Consider the following 26,533-nt stretch of genomic DNA (forward strand, 5'->3'; position numbering starts at 1 on the left):
GTGAAAACCGGATTGGAAAACATTGATGAACTTTGGATGGCTACACTGGAAGTCATTGAGGAACAGATCAGTAAACCAAGTTTTGATACATGGTTAAAAAATACTAAGGCATATTCACTAGACGGTGACACCTTGACGATCTCTGCAATGAATGAATTCTCAAAGGATTGGTTAGAGAGTAAGTATACGAATTTAATTTCCAACGCGTTATATGAAATAACCGGTTCCAAGTTACAAGTGAAATTTATTATTCCTGAAGCTAACACCAAGCCCAATGAGACAAAACCGGTACCTGAACCAACTGCAGCCAGTAATACCCAAGGCCAGGACACTGCGAAAACCATGCTAAATCCCAATTACGTCTTCGATACATTTGTTATTGGCTCAGGGAACCGTTTTGCTCATGCTGCCTCACTCGCAGTCGCTGAACAACCAGCAAACGCTTACAACCCACTATTTATTTATGGTGGTGTCGGGCTTGGTAAAACACATTTAATGCATGCAATCGGTCATTATGTACGTGAACACAATCAAAAGGCAAATGTTGTTTATATTACTTCTGAAAAATTTACCAATGAATTTATTAATGCCATCATGGATAACAAATCAAATAATTTTCGTAATAAATACCGTAACGTCGATGTTCTACTGATTGATGATATTCAGTTTATTGCGGGAAAAGAGTCAACACAAGAGGAATTCTTCCATACTTTTAATGCGTTACATGAAGAAAATAAACAGATTATTATCTCCAGTGACCGTCCGCCCAAGGAAATACCAACGCTAGAAGATCGCTTGCGTTCCCGGTTTGAATGGGGATTAATCACAGATATAACGCCGCCAGACCTGGAAACAAGAATTGCAATTCTAAGCAAAAAGGCAAAAGCTGAAGGACTTGATATTCCAAGTGAGGTAATGAATTATATTGCCAATCAAATAGATACCAATATCAGAGAACTTGAAGGTGCATTAATTCGTGTCGTTGCCTACTCATCGCTTGTCAACCATGATATTGATGCATCACTTGCGGCAGACGCTTTAAAAGATATTATTCCCAGCAGTAAACCTAAAGTCATTACAATCGACAAAATTCAACAAGCCGTTGGTGAAAAATATAATGTCAAACTAGAGGATTTTGCAGCAAAAAAACGAACAAAGTCGATTGCTTTTCCGCGTCAAATTGCCATGTATTTAGCGAGGGAATTAACTGATTTCTCCCTCCCTAAAATCGGAGAGGAATTTGGCGGACGTGATCATACTACCGTCATTCATGCGCACGAAAAAATAGCAAAATTACTTGAAAATGATACATTACTTGATCGGGAAGTTGAACAATTAAAAGAACAGCTTAAAACATTTTAAACGCACATTGATTCATACTACCGTTATGCACATGTGTATAATGTGAACAGTAGTTCCGACTTATCAACACGTTATCCACATGTGTACAACTTCATAAAATAAGCGACATGAACGGTTATCCACATAATCACAGTCCCTATTATTATTACTATTATTTTTTATAAAGATAATAAATATAAATACATGGCAAGCACGCTGAATATACATTCCTTTGCTAGAACGGATTATTTGTACAACATTTAACTTACTTCCACATAGGAGGACATATTTCATGAAATTTATGATTCAACGCGAGCAATTAATTGCAAGCGTTCAGAATGTAATGAAGGCAATTTCGTCAAAAACAGCTGTCCCAATCTTAACCGGAATGAAAATAAATGCTGAACAGCACGGGATCACATTAACTGGAAGTGATTCAGACATTTCAATTGAATCATTTATTCCTGCTGAAGAAGATGGGATTGTTCAAGTGGAAAATATTGAAGAGGGAAGTATTGTTTTACAAGCAAAATATTTCCCTGAAATTGTCCGCAAATTACCAGAAAACACTGTAGAAATAGAGGCAGACGACAATCTAAAGGTAACTATTCGTTCCGGTAAAGCCGAGTTTAGTCTTAATGGTCAAGATGCGGAGGAATACCCGCCATTGCCAAGACTGCAAACAGACAACAGCTTTCAAATACCGACAGATATACTTAAAAATCTAATCAAGCAAACCGTATTTGCGGTATCAGCAATGGAAACACGTCCCATTCTAACCGGGGTGAATCTGCAACTAAAAAATAGCACGCTAAGTTTTAATGCGACAGACAGCCATCGTCTCGCATCACGGGATGTTCCTGTTGCCGACACTACCATTGAATTTTCAAATGTGGTTGTACCCGGAAAAAGTTTAACCGAATTAAATAAGATTTTGGCGGATTCTGATGAACCTGTTGAACTTAGTGTAACTAACAATCAAATTTTATTTCGAACAAATCATTTATATTTTTTATCACGTTTATTAGACGGCAATTACCCGGAAACATCCCGGTTAATTCCGGATCAAAGTAAAACGCAAATTACAGTCATTACCAAAGATCTGTTGCATACGATCGATCGTGCCTCACTTTTGGCCAAGGATGAACGAAATAACGTTGTCAAGTTAACAACAAAAAGTGATCACGTATTAGAGATCTCCAGCAATTCACCGGAAATTGGCCGGGTTGTTGAAGAGGTTTCAGCGGAATCCATCGAAGGCGAAGATTTAAAGATATCGTTCAGTGCAAAATATATGCTTGATGCGCTAAGGGCAATTAATAATGACATCGTAAAGATTGAATTCACCGGTGCCATGCGCCCATTTATTATTCAACCAATCACTGATGAACCAATTCTGCAACTTATTTTACCTGTTCGGACATATTAGAAAAAACTCTGGCAGTAGTTTCCTTTTTTACTCTTTTTGGAAAAAATGTTATCTAAAGGCCCTTATCTTGTTTGATAAGGACCTTTTACTGTTTATTAAATCATATATATTATGTCCTTCCTTTCTTTCATGACAAAACTTTAGTACAATAGAGTATGGATATTAATCGTGCATGACGAACAAATGAGAATGAAACGAATATATTTTGCATTAAAAGTGGTGAAAAACTTGCATAAACAAATTGAAATAGACACCGAATTCATTACATTGGGCCAGTTTTTAAAGCTGACAAATATTTTTGAATCAGGCGGTATGATTAAGGCTTTTCTACAAGATTTTGGTGTTATGGTTAATGGTGAGCAAGAGCATCGCCGTGGCAGAAAACTCTATGAACATGATGTGATTGAAGTAGAGCAAAACGGGTCCTATATAGTTACTAAGAAATAACATACATGTTGCTAAACAAATGGAAAAAAGAGGAATTTAAATGCATATTCAGCAATTAACCTTGAAAAATTATCGAAATTATGATCAGCTGGACCTCGCGTTTGATGATAAAATCAATCTTATTATTGGTGAAAATGCACAAGGAAAGACAAACCTGATGGAAGCCATTTATGTTTTAGCATTCACCAAGTCCCATCGAACAGCAAGGGAAAAAGAACTCATCCAGTGGGAGAAAGAATATGCTAAAATAGAGGGAAGGATTACAAAACGAAATCAATCGCTGCCACTTGAAATTGTTATCTCCTCAAAAGGGAAAAAAGCAAAAATGAATCATATGGAACAAAAGCGCCTGAGTGATTATGTGGGCGCATTAAACGTCGTTATGTTTGCCCCGGAAGATTTGACGCTGGTTAAAGGTGTGCCGCAAATTCGCCGACGGTTTATTGATATGGAACTTGGTCAAATTCAACCCCGATATGTTTATCATTTAGGACAGTATCAAAAAATATTAAAACAACGAAATCATTTATTAAAACAAATGCAACGCCAGTCAGTATTTGATCGTACCATGCTTACTGTTTTAACGGAGCAGTTAATTGAACATGCTGCAACATTAGTTGAGCGGCGATTTAACTTCCTGGATTTATTGCGGAAATGGGCAGGTCCTATTCATCGGGGAATAAGTCGGGGGCTTGAAAGCCTTGAAATCCAGTATTCTCCAACGATTGAAGTATCAGAAACAGCAAATAAGGAGAAAATAGTAACAACTTATCTATCCAAATTTAAAAGCCTGCAAGATAAAGAAATTGACCGGGGAACCACCTTGATCGGTCCACACCGTGATGATTTGTTGTTTTTGGTCAACAACAAGGATGTGCAAACCTTTGGCTCCCAAGGCCAGCAGCGAACAACTGCATTATCCCTTAAGCTTGCCGAGATTGAGTTAATTTGTAATGAAGTTGGTGAATATCCGGTACTTTTACTTGATGATGTATTGAGTGAACTGGATGATTACCGGCAATCTCATCTGTTAAATACGATTAAAGGTAAGGTTCAAACCTTTGTATCAACAACAAGCATTGAAGGAATTAACCATGATACATTGCAGGAAGCGGAGCTATTTCGTGTCAGAAACGGCACAGTAGATACATAGAGGTGGTGAAACTGATGTTTATTCACATTGGAAATGATACAGTTATACAATCAAAAGATGTGGTCACCATTATTGACCGAAATGTGGTTACTTCCTCTTCCATCATGGAGGAGATGATGAATGCTGCCAAACAAACGGACAAGATAGCAGGCGATCCTGATGAGTCAAAATCTGTTGTGGTGACCACTGATTATATTTACTACAGTTCACTATCCGTATCTACACTAAAAAAACGAGCAAGTATGATCTCAACAATCAGCAAGCTGGATGATTATGTGGAGGAAATCGAGTGAAAAGCTGAAATGCCCGGTAAGCGGCATGAAACTAACAAGTTTATAAAACCATGAATTTATACTTTTTTATAAAAAGAAAATAACAGCGGTCTTGCTGTATACGATATAACGAATATTAGAGATGACTCTTGTATGAAGAAATGTGGGTGAAAAAATGTCAATAGACAACAGAGTATCAGATAAACAAGCCTATAATGCAGATCAGATCCAGGTACTTGAAGGGCTTGAGGCTGTTCGCAAACGGCCTGGTATGTATATTGGTTCAACGAGTGAAAGAGGCTTACATCATCTGGTTTGGGAAATTGTGGATAATAGTATTGATGAGGCTTTGGCCGGCTTTTGTGATCATATCCAGGTCATTATCGAAAAGGATAATAGCGTCACAGTAAAAGATAATGGCCGGGGAATTCCAGTTGATATTCAAAAGAAAACAGGCAAACCTGCACTGGAAGTAATCATGACTGTCTTGCACGCCGGAGGGAAATTTGGCGGTGGCGGTTATAAGGTATCCGGTGGTCTGCATGGTGTTGGAGCATCAGTTGTCAATGCATTATCAAGCAATTTGGAAGTGTATGTCCATCGGGATGGCAAAATATACTTTTTGGCTTTTGAAAAGGGTGTTGCACAGGATGGAATTAAAGTAATTGGTGAAACAGAGATTACTGGTACAATTACCCACTTTAAGCCTGACCCGGAAATATTTACGGAAACAACGGCATTTGAATTTGACACCTTACAGCAGCGTGTTCGTGAATTAGCCTTTTTAAATAAGGGAATTCGGATTTCATTAGAAGATAAACGTACAGACGAAGAACCCGTGACCTTTCACTATGAAGGCGGGATTAAGTCATATGTTGAATATATTAATCGTACGAAAGAAGTACTGCACCCGCCGTTTTATGCTGAAACGGAAGAACAGAATATTATCGTCGAAGTAGCTATCCAATACAATGATGGCTTTGCCAGTAATATTTACTCGTTTGCCAATAATATTCATACCTATGAAGGTGGCACCCATGAGGCTGGTTTCAAAACAGGGCTGACACGGGTGATTAATGATTATGCGCGAAAGAATAGCCTGTTTAAGGAAAATGACCCGAATTTGACAGGTGATGATGTACGTGAAGGGTTGACTGCGATCGTATCCATTAAACATCCTGACCCGCAATTTGAAGGTCAAACAAAGACAAAACTAGGCAATAGCGAAGTTCGTACGGTTACCGATGCGGCCTTTAGTGAATCCTTTTCCAATTTTTTATTTGAAAATCCAACAACTGCAAAGATTATTGTGGAAAAAGGTTTGATGGCTTCAAGGGCACGAATGGCAGCTAAGAAGGCACGTGAATTAACCCGTAGAAAAGGTGCCTTGGAAGTTTCCAATCTTCCGGGAAAACTTGCAGATTGTTCGTCCCGTGACGCTGAAATAAGTGAATTATACATTGTTGAGGGAGATTCCGCTGGTGGATCTGCAAAACAAGGACGTGACCGGCATTTTCAGGCGATCCTGCCGCTACGTGGGAAAATTCTAAACGTGGAGAAAGCCCGATTGGATAAGATCTTGTCGAATAATGAAGTACGAATGATGATTACTGCTCTTGGAACCGGAATTGCGGAGGATTTTGATATCACCAAGGCACGTTATCATAAAGTAGTAATCATGACCGACGCAGATGTGGATGGTGCGCATATCAGGACATTATTATTAACCTTTTTCTATCGGTATATGCGTCCATTAATTGAAAATGGTTATATTTACATTGCTCAGCCACCGCTTTATAAAATCCAGCAAGGTAAAATAGCCCACTATGCTTATGATGATAAGGAATTGGATCGTATTTTGGAGGAAATTCCCAAGGTACCAAAACCAGGTTTACAACGTTATAAAGGTCTTGGTGAAATGAATGCCGAACAGTTATGGGAAACAACCATGAATCCGGAGTCCAGAACATTACTGCAAGTGGAACTGGAAGATGCGATTGATGCGGATCAGGTGTTTAATATCCTGATGGGTGACAAGGTAGAACCAAGACGGAACTTTATCCAGGAAAATGCGCAATATGTGAAGAACCTGGATATTTAATTGATGCATAAGAACAAAGGCGCTGGAGCCGGCATAAGCAGAACAGAGTCTGAATTTCTTAACCAGAAGATAATCCGGTGACCAGTAGAAGTCGGGGGTCTGAATCAGGAGGTAGAGTAGATGGCGGATCAACAACGTCCAAATGTTCAGGAAGTGAATCTTAGTCAGGAAATGCGGACATCCTTTCTTGACTATGCAATGAGTGTAATTGTGTCACGTGCATTGCCTGATGTGCGTGATGGTTTGAAGCCGGTTCATCGCAGAATATTATTTGCGATGAACGATTTAGGTATGCATGCGGATAAAGCATATAAAAAATCCGCTCGTATTGTCGGTGAAGTAATCGGTAAGTATCATCCACATGGTGACTCTGCCGTGTATGAATCAATGGTACGGATGGCACAGGATTTTAGTTATCGGTATATGCTTGTTGATGGACACGGGAATTTTGGGTCCGTTGACGGTGATTCGGCAGCGGCAATGCGATATACAGAGGCGCGTATGTCCAAAATATCAATGGAGTTACTTCGCGACATCAATAAGGATACCATTGATTACCAGGATAACTATGATGGTACAGAACGCGAGCCAATTGTGTTTCCTTCCCGCTTTCCAAACTTGATTGTTAACGGGACATCGGGAATTGCTGTCGGGATGGCGACAAACATTCCGCCGCACAATTTGGGTGAAACAATTGATGCAGTTCTGGCTATAAGTAAAGACCCGGAAATTTCCATTGGAGAATTAATGGAAAACTATATCCATGGTCCCGACTTCCCGACTGCAGGTCAAATTCTTGGACTCAGTGGTATTCGCAAGGCGTATGAAACAGGAAAAGGATCGATCACGATTCGGGCAAAAGTGAATATTGAGGAACAGGCAAATGGCAAGGCAACGATCATTGCAACTGAACTGCCTTACCAGGTAAACAAGGCAAAATTAGTGGAAAAGATTGCTGAACTTGTCAGGGATAAACGGATTGACGGAATTACTGATTTACGCGATGAATCTGATCGAAATGGTCTGCGTGTTGTCATTGAATTACGTCGTGATGTCAATCCAAATGTGGTGTTGAATAATTTATATAAATATACAGCACTTCAAACAACATTTGGAATCAATATGCTGGCACTGGTTGACGGACATCCAAAGGTATTAACGATAAAACAATGCCTGGTACACTATTTGGATCACCAAAAAGTCATCATTAAACGTCGTACGGCATTTGAACTTAAAAAAGCAGAAGCCCGGGCACACATATTGGAAGGATTGCGGATAGCACTTGATCATCTTGATGAAGTTATTTCACTTATTCGCAACTCCAAAACAGCCGATATTGCCCGTGATGGCTTGATGGAACGCTTCAAGTTGTCAGAAAAACAGGCACAGGCAATTCTTGATATGCGTTTGCAACGACTAACCGGTTTGGAACGGGAAAAGATCGAAAGCGAATATAATGACTTAGTCAAACTAATAGAGGAATTGAAGGCGATTCTGGCTGATGATGAAAAAGTGCTTGAGATCATCCGTGAAGAGTTAACTGAAATAAAAGAGCGCTACAGCGATGACCGGCGGACGGAAATCATGGTTGGCGGCGCTGATTTTTTCGAGGATGAAGACTTAATTCCGGAAGAAAATATCGTCATTACGCTAACCCACAAGGGGTATATTAAACGCCTGCCATCGTCGACATATCGTACTCAAAAACGTGGTGGCCGGGGAATACAAGGAATGGGGACAAATGAAGATGACTTTGTCGAACATTTAGTGTCCACCTCCACCCATGATACGGTACTTTTCTTCACGAATAAAGGGAAAGTATACAAGGTCAAAGGTTACGAGATACCTGAATTTGGACGGACAGCCAAAGGAATTCCTATTATTAATGTGCTGCAGATCGAACCGGATGAATGGGTAAATGCAGTGATTACGATTGAACAGTTTTCTGACGACTGGTATTTCTTTTTCACGACAAAATATGGCATTTCCAAACGGACGAGTTTGTCACAATTCGCTAATATACGAAAGGGCGGGTTAATTGCCTTGAATCTTCGCGAGGGTGATGAATTAATCTCTGTACGTTTAACCGATGGGAATAAACATATTATGATTGGCACCCGAAATGGTTATCTTATTCGCTTTCCTGAAGACCAAATTCGTTCAATGGGACGTATCTCAGCTGGCGTCAAAGGTATTTCATTACGTGGTGATGATGAAGTGATTTCCATGGAGATTCTTGAAGAAGGTTCCAGAATCCTGAATGTTACCAGCAAAGGGTATGGAAAACAAACACCTGAAGCAGAATACCGGGTAACAAATCGTGGCGGTAAGGGAATCTTCACTTGTAACGTAACAGAAAAGACCGGACATGTAGTTGCTGTTAAGGCAGTTACCGGTGAAGAGGATATGATGTTAATTACTGTTGCGGGTGTGTTAATTCGTATTCCGGTCGGCGGTATTTCAGAAACAGGAAGAAATACACAAGGTGTCCGCCTGATTCGTCTTCACGATGAAGAGGAAGTTGCTACAGTTACAATACTAGAACGAGACGAAGACGAAGAAGAAGAAAGTGACGATGAGGAAGTAATCAACGAAGAAACGAAACCGGCAGAGAAAATAGATGAAAATGATGACGATGAAGAATAATCTAAAGGTGACCTGTGTCATTCATGGTCACCTTTATTCTCATGTATTTCCAATTGCGAGCTCTTGTCCCAAAAGAAAAGGAATCTTATCGGCAGCTGTTTTCAAAAAATGTTTGATCCAGGGATAATCCATATCTGCCTTCCCCGTTATCAATTCGCCCCACCATTCTGTCTCATACCTGCTGATCATACTTAGATTGTAAAGCAGCAAATAATGAATTAATATCTCTGGAAGGGTCAAAAAATATTCCCGGTCCAACGGGAAATAGATTGTTCCATTTTGATGGCAAAAAAATGGGCCATGCGATTGGGCAATCGGCTTATCCAGTTCAAGATGAATTTGATTGACTGTTTGTGATACTTTATGAATATAAGGCAAGTGTGGGGAAATGCGATGAATGAATGCCTTTTTTGTTATATGATAATCATCTAAAGTTGTTGCAGGAAAAACAAGTCGATTATTGTCCGCTTTTCCAATCGCAACTAATTTTTGCTGATTAGAAAGGCTCCATAAATCATTCATTTCCGGGATTAGTGCAAATAACTTTTTCATCTTTATCTTTTCAAATGGAATGGTATTCATATCATACAGATGCCTGGCAGCATAGGAGAACAAACCATTATGCTGGATTTTAACTTCATCATGGACAAAGGTATAGTGTTTCTTTTTCCGTTTTCTTGTTGAAACACCATGGGCAAGGATAGAAGTAGATTCGGGATAATCTGGTCTTCTTGTTAAGAGACATGCCTTTAGTAAATGAGTCAATCCATAAAATAATAATATTGGCTGCATCAGCATTGGTGAGTTGTGACTGGCTGTAATGAACTGCTGCCCATGATCAAGATAGTAAATAAACGGGTTACAATTTTCGTAGCTTTTTGCCTTTGCTTCGACACCGGTAAGTTCCTTGTAATGCTGCTCTAAATACCGTTGGGCTGTGTCCTGAGATTGCAGGTATAGGTATAATAGTGCTAAATCTTGTTTGGACATGTTGTTCTACCTCAATGCTTAAAATATTATGAATCCATTTTCTTTTTGTGTATAAAAAACTTTTATTGAAAAAGTATTTTGGATACCGTATTGTATATAACAATAAATAGTTTATCCCAGTGAATTGAAATATACACCGCAACTATCAAGAAGGAGGAAAAATCATGCGAACTGATAAATTTGCCAAAGAAGGATTAACATTTGACGATGTGTTGCTCGTCCCGGCTAAATCAGAAGTCCTGCCCAAGGAAGTCAAATTACAGACACAATTGTCGAATAAGTTAAAGCTTCATGCACCATTGATTAGTGCAGGTATGGATACCGTTACTGAATCAAGTATGGCGATTGCTATGGCACGTCAGGGTGGCCTGGGTGTCATTCATAAAAACATGTCGATTGAGGAACAGGCGGAAGAAGTCGATCGGGTAAAGCGGTCGGAAAGTGGGGTAATTACCAATCCATTCTTTTTGACACCGGAACATCAAGTTTATGACGCGGAACACTTGATGAGTAAATTTCGCATTTCTGGTGTACCACTCGTCAATAGTCTGGAGGAGCAAAAATTAGTTGGTATTTTGACGAATCGGGATCTAAGGTTCATTCAAGATTATTCGACATTAATCAAAGATGTGATGACGAGTGAAAATCTTGTCACCGCCCCTGTTGGTACTACTCTTGAAGAAGCGGAAAAAATGTTGCAGCAACATCGAATAGAAAAGCTGCCACTAATCAATGAACAAGGGGTATTAAAAGGTCTGATCACCATCAAAGATATCGAAAAGGCAATTGAATTTCCAAATGCTGCAAAAGACGAGCATGGCCGATTGTTGGTTGGTGCAGCCGTTGGTGTTACTGCGGATGGTATGAAACGGATTGAAAAACTTGTCGAAGCTGGTGTTGATGTAATTGTTATTGATACAGCACATGGTCATTCCAAAGGTGTATTAGAACAGATTAGTAATATAAGAAAGGCATATCCTGATTTAGATATTATTGCTGGTAATGTTGCTACAGCCGAAGGAACTAAGGATCTGATTGAAGCAGGGGTAACCATTGTTAAAGTTGGTATCGGACCGGGATCGATTTGTACGACCAGAGTTGTTGCCGGTGTCGGTGTTCCACAAATAACGGCGGTTAATGATTGTGCGACAATAGCAGAAAAATATGGTGTTGCTGTGATTGCTGATGGTGGTATCAAATATTCCGGTGATGTTGTCAAAGCTATTGCAGCAGGAGCACATGCCGTCATGTTAGGTAGTATGTTTGCCGGAGTTTCGGAAAGTCCTGGAGAAACAGAAATTTTCCAAGGCCGGCGTTATAAGGTGTATCGTGGTATGGGCTCTGTCGGTGCGATGAAAGCCGGATCCAAGGACCGTTACTTCCAGGAATCAGAAGAAAACAAAAAACTGGTTCCAGAAGGGATTGAAGGCAGGGTGGCATACAAAGGGCCACTTGCTGATACAGTCCATCAATTGCTTGGCGGTCTGCGCTCAGGAATGGGTTATTGCGGTGCTCCAACTATTAACGCATTGCGGGAAGAAGCACAATTTGTCCGCATTACCAATGCCGGATTGCGCGAAAGCCATCCACATGATGTGCAAATAACCAAGGAAGCACCAAACTACTCGGTTTAAAAACAAAGATGCAAGCGCCCCGATTAGCGCTTTTGACCAACACTGGTTCTTTGGATTTTCCAATACGAAAATTTTTAATGAGGCTGGGACATAACTAGCCAAAAATAGTAAATAAAAAGGTTCCAAGCAAATCAAAAGTTTGCTTGGAACCTTTTTTGTGGAGTTGTTTCTATCTTCCGGTACTAATTTACTGTTCGTGGCGGTGTACTTTCTCAAGTTCACCGCCATCAATGCGAAGGCTAATTCATTTTTCACTTTCTGTTTTCCTCTGACAGAAAAACGAGTGAAACCCAAATTAGCCTTCAAGAAACCGAACGCTGGTTCTACGTCAATTTTACGTTTTCCGTAAATTTCACCAGTTTTCTCGTCTGAAAGCTTCGCACGTACATATTCTTTTTGGGATTCCCACTTTTCATTCATGTAGACTTTTCGGTTGTTTCCTTCTTTTGCTTTCGTACATAAATCGCGGAGTGGACAGCCCGAACAGTCCTCACATTCGTACACTTTAAATTCACGGGTGAATCCGTACCTGTCTGTTCGTTTGGAATGATGACTAAACCGTATTTTCCGTCCATTTGGGCACAGAAAAGTATCTTCGTCCTCATTATAATCCCAATTATCTACATGAAAAGCGTTGTTCTTATGCTTCTTTTTCTTCTCCTTTCGATATTGATTGTATGTAATAAGTGGCGTTCGATTTCGATTCTCGATGATATCTTCATAATTCTGTTCACTGCCATATCCGGCATCCGCGACAATGTGTTCCGGCAGTTCGAAAAAGTTTTCTTCAATCGAGTCGAGAAAAGGAATTAAAGTGCGTGTATCCGTCGGGTTTGGGAAAACATCGTAAGCGAGCGCGTATTGACCTTCCGTTGCAATCTGGACATTGTAACCAGCTTTCAATTGACCGTTCTTCATGTAGTCGTCCTTCATGCGCATAAACGTCGCATCCGGATCTGTCTTTGAATAACTGTTACGGTCCCCGAATTTCTCCATATCGTTTTGATACTTTTGCTTACGAGTGATGAAATCGTTAAACTGCTTGCGAGCTTGTTTTGGAAATTTACGTTCGGAACGGATTTTCTTTCGTTCGCTACCAACTTCACAAGCTTCGATTTTTTTATCGTATTCCTCAACCTTTTCATCTAACTTTTCGACTACTTCTTCCATTTCTTTAACGGAAAGTTTCTCTTCTGTTTCTCGCTCTATTGCCGGGATGATCTCCTTCTCCAACAGCTCATCATACAGTTGATTGGACTTTTCGATTAGCTTATCACTATATTTTTCAACGGATTTCCGCCACACAAAGGTGAACTTATTGGCGTTCGCTTCAATTTTTGTACCATCAATAAAAATGGCTTCCTCTTCAATCAATTCCTTTTCCACAAGCTGATTCCGGAACTGGACAAAGCATTCACGTAGTATGTTTTCGATGAGTGGATGAGAACGGAAACGATTGATGGTGCGATAGCTGGGTTCGTGTCCTTGAGCCAACCACATCATGCGGATACTATCCTGTAATAAAGCTTCTATTTTACGACCAGAAAACACGGATTGCGTATACCCACACAAAATGATTTTCAACATCATGCGAGGATGGTACGCAGGACGGCCGGTTTGTCGTATTAAGTCATCGAAAACCTCTTCGGGAATACTCTCGACAAGATCATTGATCGCAAAAGCAATATCATTCTCTTTCAATTTAATTTCTAAATCTAGCGGCAAAACTACCTGATTCATGGTATAATGTTTAAACATAAGGACACCTCCAAAATTATTGTCAGGTAACTTTAATTTTATCAAAAGGTGTCCTTTTTGTTTACTAAAATAATGTCAAAAAAGGCGTGGGGCCTACACTTTTTTTAGTGTAAGCTCCTACGCCTTAATTTTTATTTACTGGAGTTTTGTCCCAGCCTCATTTTTTTATCTCTTCATGTGGTAAAATACAAAAGATGCATACTATTTATCGGTGGAGGTAGAGAAAGTGAAATTGAAGTTACGCAAAGATTTATCGATATTACTCGCCATGCTTGTCATAATGACATCATTTATGGTACAGCCATTTACAGTACAGGCAGCAGTAGACATTGATGCTGAATCAACTATTCTGGTTGATTCAGATTCGGGAAAAATCCTTTACGAAAAAAATTCTGATGAGGCCCTTCCTCCAGCTAGTATGACCAAAATAATGACCGAATACCTGGTATGGGAAGCAATCGATGAAGGTCAAATCAGCTGGGATACAACCACACAGATTAGTGATTATCCATATAGCATATCTGCAGATGATAGCTTTTCTGGTGTAGGTTTAAAACAAAACAAAGATTATAAGGTTCGTGATCTTTACAATGCAATGGCAATTTATTCTGATAACGGTACAGCGATTGCACTTGCGGAATTAATTAGTGGTTCCGAGGGTGATTTTGTCAAGTTAATGAATAAAAAAGCGAAAGAAATGGGATTGCCAGATTACAAGTTTGTTAACGCAACCGGGTTAGCAAATGAAGACCTGGGTAAAAACCATCCAAAAGGCACAAAACCAGATGATGACAATCTATTGTCCGCACGATCCGCTGCATTACTTGCTTATAATCTGATTAAGGATTACCCTAAAGCATTGGAAATTTCCAGTATTCCAAAAGCGAAGTTTGAAGATCAGGCAATCACCAACTGGAACTGGATGTTAAAGCATGATAAAAAAGATGCAAGCTCATTGACCCAATTCTATTATGAAGGGGTAGATGGACTGAAAACAGGCTTTACGGATACTGCTGGCTATTGTTTTACGGGAACAGCAGAACGTGATGGTCACCGGCTGATTTCCGTGGTGATGAAAACGAAGAATGATAATGCACGCTTTAAAGAAACAGCCAAACTATTTGACTATGGATTTCAAAACTTTGAGGATAAAGAGTTGTTTGCCAAAGGTTATCAACTAAAAGACCAAAAAACCCTCCCTGTAACCAAAGGCAAAGAAGATAAAGTTGAAATTGCTATCAACAAGCAAGTCAAGCAACCGATTGAAAAAGGCGATAAAGAAGGGTATTCGCTTGAGTATCATATTGATAAGCGTAAGTTAAATGAAAATGGTGAGTTAACAGCTCCAATTAAAAAAGGAGAAAAAGTTGGTACAGCTGAAGTAAAGTATAATGGAGAAAATGATTATGGGTATATCACTGATACAGCTGGTTCTGATCAGGTTGATATTGTCGCAACGGAAACAGTTGATAAAAAGAATTGGTTTATGCTTATGCTTGGTTCCATCGGCGGTTTTTTCAGTAATCTATTTTCATCACTCGTTGATATGGTTAAAGGATGGTTTTAGTATAAAGGATTTCGTATTATAATAGAGTAGATAGAAAAATGACAAGAGGGGGAATTCTAAATGGCAAACACTGGTACAGATCGTGTTAAACGCGGAATGGCGGAAATGCAAAAAGGTGGCGTTATCATGGATGTGGTGAACGCTGAGCAGGCTAAAATAGCTGAACAAGCAGGGGCAGTTGCTGTTATGGCGTTAGAACGTGTTCCATCCGATATTCGTGCTGCAGGAGGTGTTGCCCGGATGGCTGACCCAACAGTCACCGAGGAAGTTTTGCGCGCGGTATCCATTCCGGTAATGGCGAAAGCACGAATTGGTCATATTGTTGAGGCCCGCGTATTGGAAGCGATGGGTGTAGACTATATTGATGAAAGTGAAGTGTTAACACCAGCTGATGAAGTTTATCATTTAAAAAAATCAGATTTCACCGTGCCATTTGTTTGTGGTTGCCGTAATTTAGGCGAGGCAGCGCGTCGAATTGGTGAGGGTGCATCCATGTTACGGACAAAAGGGGAACCGGGAACAGGAAATATCGTCGAAGCAGTTCGTCATATGCGCCAGGTGCAATCAGAAATCCGTAAGCTTACGGCAATGTCAGCGGATGAGGTCATGACTTATGCCAAAGAAATCGGCGCACCATATGAACTTCTATTACAAATTCGTGAAGAAGGCCGACTTCCAGTTGTTAACTTTGCTGCAGGTGGGGTTGCGACACCGAGTGATGCGGCATTAATGATGGAACTAGGAGCAGACGGTGTATTTGTTGGTTCCGGTATCTTTAAATCAGATAATCCAGAACGGTTTGCCAAAGCAATCGTGGAAGCAACCACCCATTATCAAGACTATGGATTAATTGCTGAGCTATCCAAAGGACTTGGTACAGCAATGAAGGGAATTGAAATGAGTACACTTGCAGCTGGCGACCGTATGCAGGATCGCAGTGAATAGAAGGAAGGAATACCGATGATAATAGGTGTACTGGCATTACAGGGTGCTGTACGTGAGCATATTCGTTCCATTGAAGCAACCGGGGCAAAAGCTGTAGAAATAAAGCATAAAGGGCAGCTGGAAGAAATTGATGGGTTGATCCTGCCTGGCGGTGAAAGTACGACAATGCGCAGGCTGATTGATAGCTATGGTTTTTTTACCGCGATCCAGGAATTTGGTGCAAAGGGAAAACCGATTTTTGGTACTTGTGCCGGACTGATCCTAATGGCAAATGAAATCTCCGGGCAAGAGGCTCATTTAGGATTAATGAATATGAAGGTAGCCAGAAATGCATTCGGACGTCAGGTGGCCAGCTTTGAAGTCCAATTGCCGATTAGCCATGTTGCCGAGGACTTCAATGCCGTTTTTATCCGTGCGCCATACATATTGGAAGTTGGCGATGGTGTTGAAGTGCTGGCAACGTATGACGATAAAATCGTTGCAGCCAAACAAGAGCATTATATTTGTACTGCATTTCACCCAGAATTAACCGATGATAACCGGTTTATGGAATATTTTGCTCAAATAGTGGAAGACTCAGAACAAAGGCGTAAGCGCCCGGTTAGCGGCGTACAAACCTGAAGTTTGCTAGCCGCTGGGCGCTGGAGCCGGACGGGGCCTATTCTGGCATAAGCTGAATGTAGGCTGGATTTTTATACTTTCTTAGCTTTTTAAAAACACTTGCTTCATAAGGGCAAGTTAGCTATCATATTAGGTAATAAAGGATTATAAAAGTAATGATAGGAATAGTAACAGTATCATTTGTTAACAGAGAGTCGATGGCTGGTGTGAATCGATGCAAACATACTGCGAATCCATCCTTGAACTGGTTTGCTGAATTAAGTAGGTAAACCCGGTTAAATCACCGTTATGATTGGAGCCGGAAGATGTTATCTTCAACAAGGGTGGTAACGCGGGAAAAAACTCTCGTCCCTATTTTATTAGGGACGGGAGTTTTTTAATGAGAAAGTTGCTGGAACTAAACAGATTGAAATAGGAGGAAAAGGAAATGCTTGATATGAAGTATTTACGCAATAACTTTGATGAGGTAAAAGGAAAACTTGCCCATCGGGGTGAGGATTTATCGGAACTGGAGAAATTCGTTGAACTTGATACAAGACGTCGCCAATTAATTGCCGAAACGGAACAATTAAAAGCAAAACGTAATGAAGCTTCCCAACAGATATCTGCTTTGAAAAAAGAAAAAAAAGATGCCGATGCTGTCATTCAAGAGATGCGTCGGGTTGGTGAGCAAATTAAAGCCTTCGATACAGAGCTAAAGGAAATTGAAGAAAAACTATCACACATGATGCTTTCTATCCCTAATATCCCTCATGAAAGTGTACCGGTTGGTGAAGATGAGGATGATAATGTGCAAGTTCGTCAATGGGGAGACCTCCCAACATTCGCATTTGACGCAAAACCACATTGGGATATCGCTACTGATCTTGATATTCTTGATTTCGAACGGGCTGGAAAGGTAACGGGTAGCAGATTTGTTTACTATAAAGGCTTGGGTGCACGCTTGGAACGGGCCCTGCTTAACTTCATGATGGATTTGCATGCCGATGAACATGGTTATGAGGAAATGTTGCCACCGTATATGGTTAATCGTACAAGTATGACGGGAACCGGGCAATTGCCGAAGTTTGAAGAAGATGCATTCCAAATATCAGACTGGGATTATTTCCTGATTCCGACCGCAGAAGTACCAGTAACCAATTATTATCGTGGAGAAATTTTAAAGGAAAACGATCTGCCAAAAAAATACGTTGCTTTTAGTGCCTGTTTTCGTTCTGAAGCAGGTTCTGCCGGTCGCGATACACGCGGTCTGATTCGCCAGCATCAATTTAATAAAGTGGAACTTGTGCATTTTACCAAACCAGAGGATTCATATGAGACATTGGAAGCATTAACTGGTCACGCTGAAAAAGTGTTACAGTTATTGAAATTGCCGTACCGGGTGATGAGCATGTGTACCGGTGATCTTGGTTTCACAGCTGCAAAAAAATACGATCTTGAGGTGTGGATTCCAAACCAGGAAACATACCGGGAAATATCATCGTGTTCTAACTTTGAGGATTTCCAAGCAAGGCGTGCGGGTATACGCTTCCGTCGTGAGGAGAATGGTAAACCGGAATTTGTCCACACCTTAAATGGGTCTGGATTGGCACTGGGCCGAACCGTTGCCGCCATCCTGGAAAATTATCAGCAGGAAGATGGCTCTGTTGCAGTTCCGGAAGTATTGCAGCCTTACATGGGTGGAAAAGAATATATAAAGTGAATCATTCAGTGATGTTTCCGATGTACGACCCATTCATGCGTTGTTAAAGTAGAAACATGAAGCCCCCCCGGAGTTTCCACATTCTGGGGGGTTACCTATTACATCGTTAATACCCAGGTGATTGCGTTCTTTTTCCCATAACGCCACCCTTGGAAAAGAATATTAGGGTAATGGCAACTAATCCTTCCGCCACTGGCAGGGCCAGCCAAACTCCAGTTGTACCAAACCAAAGTGGCAAGATGTAGAGTGCTCCAATCAATAAAATAAACCCGCGGAACAGTGTAATGCCGATCGCTGGTCGTACATAACCGATTGACTGGTAATAGGTCATATAAATAAAATTGGTGCCCATAAACAAATAGCCAAGGAAAAATAGTTTTATCCCCTTAGTTGCAAGTTCAGCAGTTACTTCATCAGTTACTCCAAAAATTGCTACTAATACGTCTGCCCCAACATAGCCGATCGCCAAGAAGATGAGACCAAGAATAAGCCCGGTAATTTCCGCGATTTTAACGGTTTGCTTGATGGACGCATCCTGCTTTGCCCCATGGTAATAACTAATCATCGGCTGAATAGACTGCCCGATACCGATAAAGGCCAAAAACATAAAGGTATGCAAATAATTAATCACAGAAAACGCAGCAAGGCCTGTTGTACCTGCATAATGGGCAATTGCAATATTATAGCCCATCACAAAAATTCCCGTTCCTGCTTCGGAAAGAAAACTAGGCACACCGATCGTGCTAATTCGTTTCAAAGCGGTTTTATCCCAATGCAGGCGAGTAAACTTTAAAGCTGTTCCCTTTTTGAAAAAGTGGAACAGATAAATAATCAGACCAATTAACGTAGCAATCACGGTTGCCAGTGCTGCCCCGGTTACCTCAAGCTTCAAAATAAAGACCATCCAATAATCGAGGACAATGTTAAGTAAGGCGGAGACAACCAGACCGATCATGGCGAGTTGTGGATCACCGTCATTACGTACAAAAATACTGAAAAAATTTTCCCATGCTAAGATCAATGAGAAAATAAATAAGACACGCATATAATCAACCGCATAGTCCAAAGTTTCCTCATTTGCACCGAAAAGCAGCGCAATGTTCTCCATGTTCCAATAACAAATAACAGCAATAATCACGGTTATGGTGGTTAATAGCGCAAAGGCTATGGTGAACAACTGCTGTGCTTGTTTTGTTTTACCTTCACCCATTTTCATCGAATAGATCGTTCCCCCGCCAACTCCGATAAGCAAGGAAATGGAGATAATAATGGAAAACACCGGAACAGCTACATTGACACTGGCCAGGGCGACCGAACCGACACCATTCCCGACAAAAATACCATCCACGACAATGTTGACTGACATTAGCATCATGCCAAGCAGTGTTGGGATAAAGTATTGAAAAAAGCTTTTAGCTACGGACTGGGTATCCAATCGTTGATTTACCATGCTCATCAAGATCACCCCGATTGCATAATATCTTCATTTTAATTTTTCCTATAGTAATAGTCCATTAAACTGTTTTCCAATAGTTGCTTGTCTTTATGAAATATTTTAGTATGATACTATTAACTCAAATAAAAAAGGAGCAATCAATCATGAAAGCAGTAGTTGTATCAAACCCTGGCGGACCAGAGCAATTACAGATTACCGATCGGCCCAAACCGAAGATAGACAATGATGAACTACTTATTCAGGTCAAAGCATGTGCGATCAACCGTACAGATATCATGACCCGGGAACAAGGGGCCAGTTATATGACGAACCCGATCCTTGGCATTGAAGTTGCCGGTGTCGTGGTGGATGCTGGTGCTGATAGCCATATAGAAATTGGTACCCGGGTTATGGGATTAGTAAACGGTGGCGGTTATGCTGAGTATGCTGTCATGCCGGCTAATCGGGCGATGATTATTCCCGATGCCCTGTCATTTCAAGAAGCGGCGGCAATTCCGGAAGTGTTCCTCACAGCTTATCAGACATTGTTTTGGTTGGGGAATCTGACCAACCAGGATACCGTATTAATTCATGCTGGTGGTAGCGGAGTTGGTACAGCCGCAATCCAATTAACCAAGCAATTGACCAACGCAAAGGTTATTACCACTGCTGGTTCCAAAGAAAAACTGGATTATTGTCGATCCCTTGGTGCGGATGTCGGAATCAACTATAAAGAACAACAATTTGACGAAGAAGTATTAAAGGTGACAAATCAAGCCGGTGTCGATGTGATTCTTGATTTTATTGGTGCATCTTATTGGAATAAAAACCTAACCAGTATTGCGGTAGATGGACGCTGGGTCTTAATTGGTGTGCTGGGTGGATCAGTCGTCGAAAAAGTGGATATCATGTCGCTAATGGCCAAACGAATTCATCTAAAGGCAACATTATTGACACCTAGAAGTGACGTTTACAAACAACAATTAACCAAAGAATTTGCCGAAAAAGCACTACCACTATTTGCCCAAAAGAAAATAAAGGCGATTATTGACCAGGTTTTCCCTTTAACTGCAATTCAGGACGCACATCGACACATGGAGGCCAACAAAAATATTGGTAAAATCGTCATTGATTTAGCATAAGCATACATTATTCGACAAGATTTATTGTAGAATTATCATGGATTTTGGCATTTTCACGTTGACATGATAGGTATAGCCATGATATATTAATTCTTGTCGATTACGGAGGTATACCCAAGTCTGGCTGAAGGGATCGGTCTTGAAAACCGACAGGCGGGTCAAACCGCGCGGGGGTTCGAATCCCTCTACCTCCTTTGAACTGGGACAAGGTGACAGGCACCTTGTCCCAGTTTTTTTCTTCCATGTAAAAAAATAGTGGGACAGAAGAACCGTCCCTTGACAAATTTCCATTTTCAGCTTATAGTACATAAAACATATCGTATATGATAAAGGCAAAGAACAGGCCAGTACCAATCTTTAGCCCGAAAGAGAGTGGAATTCATCGGCTGCAAGATTCCATCGGATACTATGATTGTGAACCTACCTGGGAGTTGTTAGATCAATATCTAACCGCAGATAAATGCGTTATCGATTGAGCTGGGCATGAATATAAATGCCAAATTAGGTGGTACCGCGGAAATTCGAGACCTCATTTTCGTCCTTTTCAAAGGGCTAAAATGGGGTCTTTTTATATGAAAATCATAAAGGGTGGTTGAGCATGGTGGAAAAGATTTGTTTTATTGGTGCAGGATCGATGGCCGAGTCGATCATCATCGGGATATTGAATAAGCGATTTTTAACGGGTAGTCAAATCGTTGTGACAAATAAAAATAGCGAGGAGCGGTTAACCAAGCTGCAAAATATGTATGACATTCAGGTAACGGCTGATAAGAAATATGCGATTGATGGGGCGGAACTCATTATTCTGGCTACCAAGCCGCATGACATTGGTGAAGCGATTGATCAAGTGAAAACATATATTAAGCCGACACAACTTGTAATATCGGTCGTTGCTGGAATAGACACTAGATTTATTTCCGAACGGTTAGGATCTAAGGTACCGGTTGTTCGGGTTATGCCTAATACATCTGCTTCCATTGGTTTGTCTGCAACAGCAATCACAGCAGGTGTTCATGCACGAAAAACGGATTTAGATTTGGCCGATTCTTTATTTAAGACCATTGGCACGACCGTCATTGTTGAGGAAAGGGATATGCACGCGGTCACAGGTATCTCTGGGAGCGGCCCCGCATATTTTTATTACTTGGTGGAATCCATGGAAAAAGCAGCAGCACAGGCAGGACTCGACCATACAGTGGCGAATGATTTAATTACGCAAACGATTATTGGTGCGGGAGAGATGCTTAAAAAATCCGGTGAGTCGGCAAGCATGTTGCGTGAAAAAATCACCAGTCCTGGGGGAACCACACAAGCAGCCATTGAAACATTGGAGGAAAATGACTTCCAGCAACTAATTATAAAATGTGTGGATAGTGCTCGGAAGCGTTCGGTTGAACTGGGAGACCATTAAAAACGAAAAAAAGCGAGATATAGTTGTGCTATTATCTCGCTTTTTCTTACTTGATTAACTGTCTTGATTTCCACCGTCGTGATTGTTGAATAAATTGTCCAATCTTTTCCAAAATCGGTTCAATGGAATTTTCCTCATTGCATAGATCGTAATCAGATATATTTATGCGTAATATCGGACAGGCATTGAAATTATTGATCCAGTTATCATAGCGCTCATACATTTCCTTCCAGTACGAAACAGGGGTGTTCTTCTCCATTTCCCGCCCGCGCAAACGGATTCGTTCCAAAATATGGTCCAGTGAGCCTTCCAGATAAATTAATAAATCCGGATGTGGAAAGTATGGCGTCATAACCATAGCTTCAAACAAATTGGTATAAGTTTCATAATCCGTTTTTGACATGGTGCCATTATCGTAATGCATCTTGGCAAAAATGCCCGTATCTTCGTAAATGGAGCGGTCCTGAATAAAACCACCGCCGTATTCAAAAATGCGTTTTTGCTCTTTAAACCGTTCAGCCAAAAAGTAAATTTGCAGATGGAAACTCCAGCGTGCGAAATCTGCATAAAAGTCTTCCAAATAAGGATTGGTGTCTACTTTCTCGAAGGATGTTTTGAAACGAAGGGCATTAGCAAGGGCGGTGGTCATAGTTGATTTGCCTACCCCGACAGTGCCTGCAACGGTAATGATGCTGTCATTGGGGATCTGATATTTTTCACGTAAATTCATGGTTGATTTTCTCCTCTGATTGGTATTGCTTGATTAGATTGTAGCTGATGTTCGACTCGTTCGATAATATCGTTTAAATCGTTCTGCCGTTTTACGAAATCCAGTTTATCGCCATCGATACGAATGACCGGAATATCTGGATGAAGCACTTCAAATTGATTCATATACGCTTCATAATCCTGTGTAAGTTGAGCCAAATAGGACGGTTTTATATGCTGCTCAATCTTCCTCCCGCGTGAATGGATACGATCCTGTATGGTATCAAGACTGGCATGTAAATAAATCATCATATTCGGAACGGGCATATCATCCGTTAAAATATGATAAACTTGCTCGTATTTATTATATTTATCCTGTTGCAATGTACGTTTGGCGAAAATCATGCTCTTGGATATGTGATAATCAGCAATAACTGCTTTTTTTTGTGCTAGGTACTGACGTTGAATGTCTTCCAGTTGCTTGAATCGATTGCATAAAAAGAACATTTCAGTTTGAAAACTCCATGTCTCGATATCTTTATAAAATTTGCCAAGAAACGGATTTTCTTCCACGATTTCTTGTAGTAAATGGAAATTAAAATGGACGGAAAGCTTTTTTGCCAAAGATGTCTTTCCAATACCAATCGGCCCTTCAACAGCAATGAACGGAACCTTTGCCATTCCTTTCCCTCCAATAAAATGAATATGGTCTATTTTATCATACAAAAACGAATGGTTCCATGTAGTGAGATTGATTGTATTACTTTTCATTTCGTATTATTTTTTGTATAATGTACATTGTCGATTAATAAGCCCCCGTAGCTCAGGGGATAGAGCGTTAGTTTCCTAAACTATGCGTCGCAGGTTCGAATCCTGCCGGGGGCGTCATAACCTGTGTCAATGGTTGCAAGACTTTTGCTTAACAGTTGCCCAACTGATGATCCATGGTTTACAACCTGAATATGTAATGAACTGAAGTACATCTTCCAATGTTTTCTTGTCTGTATTTGACAAGTTGATGAAAGCAGATGTACTTTTTTGTCAACTAATTACCGCAAAAGAAAAATCAATAGTAGAAAGGCTTACTACTGATTCTGAAAGTATTAATTGACAAATTTTAATCATATTACTTTAAAATTGTCACAAAGTGTTCTAAAATAGAAAGTGGTTAGCAAAATGTTCAAATAAATCAATAACATATTTGTTGCCATTTATTAGTAAGTATAGGTAAAACAGTATTTGTAACCGATTTCAAATTTACAGATGGGGTGATAGGATGGATATGCAACGGATCCCTGCACAGGAAGGGAATCATAATCTGCAAAACTATGAAAAATTACGGGAGAACTTTTCCTGGGATGATATGAAAAAGAACTTCAGCTGGAATAAAACTGGCAAGGTAAATATCGCCTATGAAGCAATTGACCGGCATGCTGAAGATCCAAACAAAAAAGATCAGGTTGCTCTATTATATTCCTCACCAGACCGGGAAGAAAGAATGACCTTTGCCCAAATCAGTGAGCAAAGTAATCAATTTGCCAATGTCTTGAAGAAATATGGTGTCAATAAAGGAGATCGGGTTTTCTTATTTTTACCAAGAAGTCCAGAGTTTTATGTCTCATTCTTTGGCATTTTAAAAACAGGTGCGATTGCCGGTCCATTGTTTGAAGCGTTTATGGAGCAGGCAGTTCGCGACCGGTTGCAGGATAGTGAAGCAAGTGTGTTGATTACCGCACCGGAACTGCTTGAACGTGTGCCACAAGATGATTTACCTGATTTGAAAAAGATTGTCCTTGTTGGGGAACATAGCGAAACGTCAGATAAATACATTGATTATGCAAGTGAAATGAAGCAGGCATCCAGCGATTTTGCGATAGAATGGGTTGATTTGGAAGATGGCATGGTGATCCATTATACATCCGGATCTACTGGAAAACCAAAAGGTGTCTATCACGTCCATAATGCCATGATTCAACATTATGCTACCGCTGAATGGGTATTGGATTTGAAAGATGATGACGTTTATTGGTGTACTGCCGATCCAGGCTGGGTAACCGGAACAAGTTATGGTATATTTGCTCCCTGGCTAAAAGGGGTAACCAATGTCATTCGTGGCGGGCGCTTTACACCAGACGACTGGTATGGTACTTTGGATAAATTTAAGGTTACGGTTTGGTATACGGCACCAACTGCTCTACGGAAATTGGTTAGTGCTGGTGAGGATGTTGTGAAGAAATATGATTTGTCTTCATTAAGGCATATACTTAGTGTTGGGGAGCCACTCAATCCGGAAGTCATTACATGGGGATTAAAAGCCTTTGAGTTACGCATTCATGATACATGGTGGATGACCGAGACAGGTGCCCAGATGATTTGCAACATTCCGGCGTTGGAAATCCGTCCTGGTTCCATGGGTAAACCGATTCCTGGAATTGAGGCATCCATTGTTGATAATGAAGGTAATGAATTACCACCAAATCAAATGGGGAATCTTGCCATTAAACAAGGCTGGCCATCGATGATGCGGAAAATTTGGAAACGCCCAGAAAAATTTGAGAGCTATTTTATAAATGGCTGGTATGTATCCGGTGATAGTGCGTTTCGGGATGAAGATGGTTACTTCTGGTTCCAAGGCAGGCTTGATGATGTGATTAACACATCCGGTGAACGCGTCGGGCCATTTGAAGTGGAAAGCAAACTACTCGAACATCCTGCTGTTGCCGAAGCAGGTGTCATTGGTAAGCCGGATCCTGAACGCGGAGAGATCATTAAAGCATTTATCACCTTGAATGAAGGTTATCAGGATTCACCAGAATTATTAGAGGAAATTCGCCAGTTTATCAAGACAGGATTAAGCGCCCATGCAGCCCCCCGTGAATTGGAAGTGAAAGATACGATTCCAAAAACACGCAGCGGTAAAATTATGCGCCGTCTGCTGAAATCGTGGGAACTAGGGCTACCTACAGGGGATACATCAACCCTTGAGGAGTAAAATGACAAGGTAGAGCAAGACATCAAAAAAATCTCCAATTTGATCTGTTATCAAATTGGAGGTTTTTTGGGTGATTTCGATGTATTGTTTTAATAGTGGTAAATAAGGTGATCGACCTTAAGGATTGTTTTCAAGACTTAATAATTTGCAAAGAAACTAAAGATGAATAAAATCATATCGGCAATGATTTTGTAATTATTTCCCGGGAAATGTCGTTTTTTATTTTAGGGAAATATAGT

General features: G+C 40.5%; 19 protein-coding genes, 2 tRNA genes, 1 pseudogene and 1 other annotated feature. Of the genes and pseudogenes, 17 read left to right on the forward strand and 5 right to left on the reverse strand.

The window, feature by feature from the left end:
• The first annotated feature begins 12 nt into the window (after positions 1-12).
• From dnaA to gyrA, 7 genes are all read left to right on the forward strand, one after another.
• The gene (gene dnaA / locus O2S85_RS00005) at positions 13-1,362 is read left to right on the forward strand and encodes a chromosomal replication initiator protein DnaA (RefSeq protein ID WP_269410780.1); all 1,350 of its coding nucleotides are present in this window, start codon (positions 13-15) and stop codon (positions 1,360-1,362) included.
• A 271-nt stretch (positions 1,363-1,633) separates the two neighbouring features.
• The gene (dnaN, locus tag O2S85_RS00010) at positions 1,634-2,770 is read left to right on the forward strand and encodes a DNA polymerase III subunit beta (protein WP_269410781.1); all 1,137 of its coding nucleotides are present in this window, start codon (positions 1,634-1,636) and stop codon (positions 2,768-2,770) included.
• Between the two features lie 228 nt (positions 2,771-2,998).
• Positions 2,999-3,217, forward strand: a complete 219-nt coding sequence (gene yaaA / locus O2S85_RS00015; protein WP_269412644.1) for a S4 domain-containing protein YaaA — start codon at positions 2,999-3,001, stop codon at positions 3,215-3,217.
• Positions 3,218-3,257: 40 nt separating this feature from the next.
• Positions 3,258-4,370 (forward strand): DNA replication/repair protein RecF, encoded by a 1,113-nt coding sequence (recF, locus tag O2S85_RS00020; protein WP_269410782.1) that lies wholly within the window; start codon positions 3,258-3,260, stop codon positions 4,368-4,370.
• A gap of 14 nt (positions 4,371-4,384) precedes the next feature.
• A complete protein-coding gene (remB, locus tag O2S85_RS00025; RefSeq protein ID WP_269410783.1) occupies positions 4,385-4,663 on the forward strand; it encodes an extracellular matrix regulator RemB in 279 nt (92 codons plus the stop codon).
• Positions 4,664-4,817: 154 nt separating this feature from the next.
• Positions 4,818-6,743 carry a DNA topoisomerase (ATP-hydrolyzing) subunit B gene (gene gyrB / locus O2S85_RS00030; RefSeq protein ID WP_269410784.1) on the forward strand — a complete coding sequence of 642 codons (1,926 nt, stop codon included), beginning with the start codon at positions 4,818-4,820 and terminating at the stop codon, positions 6,741-6,743.
• Positions 6,744-6,863: 120 nt separating this feature from the next.
• Positions 6,864-9,389 (forward strand): DNA gyrase subunit A, encoded by a 2,526-nt coding sequence (gyrA, locus tag O2S85_RS00035; protein WP_269410785.1) that lies wholly within the window; start codon positions 6,864-6,866, stop codon positions 9,387-9,389.
• A 39-nt stretch (positions 9,390-9,428) separates the two neighbouring features.
• Here gyrA and O2S85_RS00040 read toward each other — a convergent pair whose 3' ends face one another.
• Positions 9,429-10,379 carry a YaaC family protein gene (locus tag O2S85_RS00040; RefSeq protein ID WP_269410786.1) on the reverse strand — a complete coding sequence of 317 codons (951 nt, stop codon included), beginning with the start codon at positions 10,377-10,379 and terminating at the stop codon, positions 9,429-9,431.
• A 164-nt stretch (positions 10,380-10,543) separates the two neighbouring features.
• On the opposite strand from O2S85_RS00040, the pseudogene guaB reads away from it, so the two are divergent.
• Positions 10,544-11,911: pseudogene (gene guaB, locus O2S85_RS00045) on the forward strand (IMP dehydrogenase); the annotation flags it as partial.
• Here guaB and O2S85_RS00050 read toward each other — a convergent pair.
• Positions 11,870-13,771: an IS1182 family transposase gene (locus O2S85_RS00050; protein ID WP_369419674.1), complete on the reverse strand. Its 1,902-nt coding sequence runs from the start codon at positions 13,769-13,771 to the stop codon at positions 11,870-11,872. The pseudogene guaB and the gene O2S85_RS00050 sit on opposite strands and share 42 nt — an antisense overlap.
• A 226-nt stretch (positions 13,772-13,997) precedes the next feature.
• Here O2S85_RS00050 and O2S85_RS00055 point away from each other — a divergent pair, with 226 nt between their 5' ends.
• The 4 genes from O2S85_RS00055 (at position 13,998) to serS (ending at position 18,606) form a co-directional block, all read left to right on the forward strand.
• The gene (locus O2S85_RS00055; RefSeq protein WP_269410788.1) at positions 13,998-15,338 is read left to right on the forward strand and encodes a serine hydrolase; all 1,341 of its coding nucleotides are present in this window, start codon (positions 13,998-14,000) and stop codon (positions 15,336-15,338) included.
• Positions 15,339-15,398: 60 nt separating this feature from the next.
• Entirely contained in the window at positions 15,399-16,283 is an 885-nt protein-coding gene (gene pdxS, locus O2S85_RS00060) for a pyridoxal 5'-phosphate synthase lyase subunit PdxS (protein ID WP_269410789.1), read from the forward strand.
• Between the two features lie 15 nt (positions 16,284-16,298).
• On the forward strand, positions 16,299-16,904 hold the full coding sequence (gene pdxT / locus O2S85_RS00065) for a pyridoxal 5'-phosphate synthase glutaminase subunit PdxT (RefSeq protein ID WP_269410790.1): 606 nt from the start codon (positions 16,299-16,301) through the stop codon (positions 16,902-16,904).
• A 146-nt stretch (positions 16,905-17,050) separates the two neighbouring features.
• Positions 17,051-17,260: a binding site (T-box leader), on the forward strand.
• 71 nt (positions 17,261-17,331) lie between these two features.
• A complete protein-coding gene (gene serS / locus O2S85_RS00070; RefSeq protein WP_269410791.1) occupies positions 17,332-18,606 on the forward strand; it encodes a serine--tRNA ligase in 1,275 nt (424 codons plus the stop codon).
• A gap of 106 nt (positions 18,607-18,712) precedes the next feature.
• Here serS and O2S85_RS00075 read toward each other — a convergent pair whose 3' ends face one another.
• Complete coding sequence (locus O2S85_RS00075; protein ID WP_269410792.1) at positions 18,713-20,062, reverse strand: MATE family efflux transporter; 1,350 nt, start codon at positions 20,060-20,062, stop codon at positions 18,713-18,715.
• A gap of 143 nt (positions 20,063-20,205) precedes the next feature.
• On the opposite strand from O2S85_RS00075, the gene O2S85_RS00080 reads away from it, so the two are divergent.
• The 3 genes from O2S85_RS00080 (at position 20,206) to proC (ending at position 22,594) form a co-directional block, all read left to right on the forward strand.
• On the forward strand, positions 20,206-21,183 hold the full coding sequence (locus O2S85_RS00080; RefSeq protein ID WP_269410793.1) for an NAD(P)H-quinone oxidoreductase: 978 nt from the start codon (positions 20,206-20,208) through the stop codon (positions 21,181-21,183).
• Positions 21,184-21,287: 104 nt separating this feature from the next.
• Positions 21,288-21,377: transfer RNA gene (locus O2S85_RS00085), tRNA-Ser, on the forward strand.
• Positions 21,378-21,781: 404 nt separating this feature from the next.
• Complete coding sequence (proC, locus tag O2S85_RS00090) at positions 21,782-22,594, forward strand: pyrroline-5-carboxylate reductase (protein ID WP_269410794.1); 813 nt, start codon at positions 21,782-21,784, stop codon at positions 22,592-22,594.
• A 46-nt stretch (positions 22,595-22,640) separates the two neighbouring features.
• Here proC and O2S85_RS00095 read toward each other — a convergent pair whose 3' ends face one another.
• Positions 22,641-23,324 (reverse strand): deoxynucleoside kinase, encoded by a 684-nt coding sequence (locus O2S85_RS00095; protein ID WP_269410795.1) that lies wholly within the window; start codon positions 23,322-23,324, stop codon positions 22,641-22,643.
• The gene (locus tag O2S85_RS00100; protein ID WP_269410796.1) at positions 23,321-23,983 is read right to left on the reverse strand and encodes a deoxynucleoside kinase; all 663 of its coding nucleotides are present in this window, start codon (positions 23,981-23,983) and stop codon (positions 23,321-23,323) included. Before O2S85_RS00100 ends, O2S85_RS00095 begins: the two co-directional genes overlap by 4 nt.
• A 131-nt stretch (positions 23,984-24,114) precedes the next feature.
• On the opposite strand from O2S85_RS00100, the gene O2S85_RS00105 reads away from it, so the two are divergent.
• Together O2S85_RS00105 and acsA are read left to right on the forward strand one after the other, a co-directional pair.
• A tRNA-Arg gene (locus O2S85_RS00105) sits at positions 24,115-24,187 on the forward strand.
• Positions 24,188-24,578: 391 nt separating this feature from the next.
• Positions 24,579-26,294 carry an acetate--CoA ligase gene (gene acsA / locus O2S85_RS00110; RefSeq protein ID WP_269410797.1) on the forward strand — a complete coding sequence of 572 codons (1,716 nt, stop codon included), beginning with the start codon at positions 24,579-24,581 and terminating at the stop codon, positions 26,292-26,294.
• The last annotated feature ends 239 nt before the right edge of the window (positions 26,295-26,533 follow it).

It is taken from the genome of Lentibacillus daqui, from assembly GCF_027186265.1.
GTDB classification, from domain to species: domain Bacteria; phylum Bacillota; class Bacilli; order Bacillales; family Amphibacillaceae; genus Lentibacillus_C; species Lentibacillus_C daqui.

Bases quoted from the DNA above. Each gene is read 5' to 3' on its own strand.
- O2S85_RS00080 (WP_269410793.1), top strand. From the start codon at position 20,206: ATGAAAGCAGTAGTTGTATCAAACCCTGGCGGACCAGAGCAATTACAG.
- serS (WP_269410791.1), top strand. From the start codon at position 17,332: ATGCTTGATATGAAGTATTTACGCAATAACTTTGATGAGGTAAAAGGA.
- pdxS (WP_269410789.1), top strand. From the start codon at position 15,399: ATGGCAAACACTGGTACAGATCGTGTTAAACGCGGAATGGCGGAAATG.
- recF (WP_269410782.1), top strand. From the start codon at position 3,258: ATGCATATTCAGCAATTAACCTTGAAAAATTATCGAAATTATGATCAG.
- gyrB (WP_269410784.1), top strand. From the start codon at position 4,818: ATGTCAATAGACAACAGAGTATCAGATAAACAAGCCTATAATGCAGAT.
- dnaN (WP_269410781.1), top strand. From the start codon at position 1,634: ATGAAATTTATGATTCAACGCGAGCAATTAATTGCAAGCGTTCAGAAT.
- O2S85_RS00075 (WP_269410792.1), bottom strand. From the start codon at position 20,062: ATGAGCATGGTAAATCAACGATTGGATACCCAGTCCGTAGCTAAAAGC.
- O2S85_RS00095 (WP_269410795.1), bottom strand. From the start codon at position 23,324: ATGAATTTACGTGAAAAATATCAGATCCCCAATGACAGCATCATTACC.
- O2S85_RS00040 (WP_269410786.1), bottom strand. From the start codon at position 10,379: ATGTCCAAACAAGATTTAGCACTATTATACCTATACCTGCAATCTCAG.
- pdxT (WP_269410790.1), top strand. From the start codon at position 16,299: ATGATAATAGGTGTACTGGCATTACAGGGTGCTGTACGTGAGCATATT.
- O2S85_RS00100 (WP_269410796.1), bottom strand. From the start codon at position 23,983: ATGGCAAAGGTTCCGTTCATTGCTGTTGAAGGGCCGATTGGTATTGGA.
- remB (WP_269410783.1), top strand. From the start codon at position 4,385: ATGTTTATTCACATTGGAAATGATACAGTTATACAATCAAAAGATGTG.
- acsA (WP_269410797.1), top strand. From the start codon at position 24,579: ATGGATATGCAACGGATCCCTGCACAGGAAGGGAATCATAATCTGCAA.
- O2S85_RS00050 (WP_369419674.1), bottom strand. From the start codon at position 13,771: ATGTTTAAACATTATACCATGAATCAGGTAGTTTTGCCGCTAGATTTA.
- proC (WP_269410794.1), top strand. From the start codon at position 21,782: ATGGTGGAAAAGATTTGTTTTATTGGTGCAGGATCGATGGCCGAGTCG.
- gyrA (WP_269410785.1), top strand. From the start codon at position 6,864: ATGGCGGATCAACAACGTCCAAATGTTCAGGAAGTGAATCTTAGTCAG.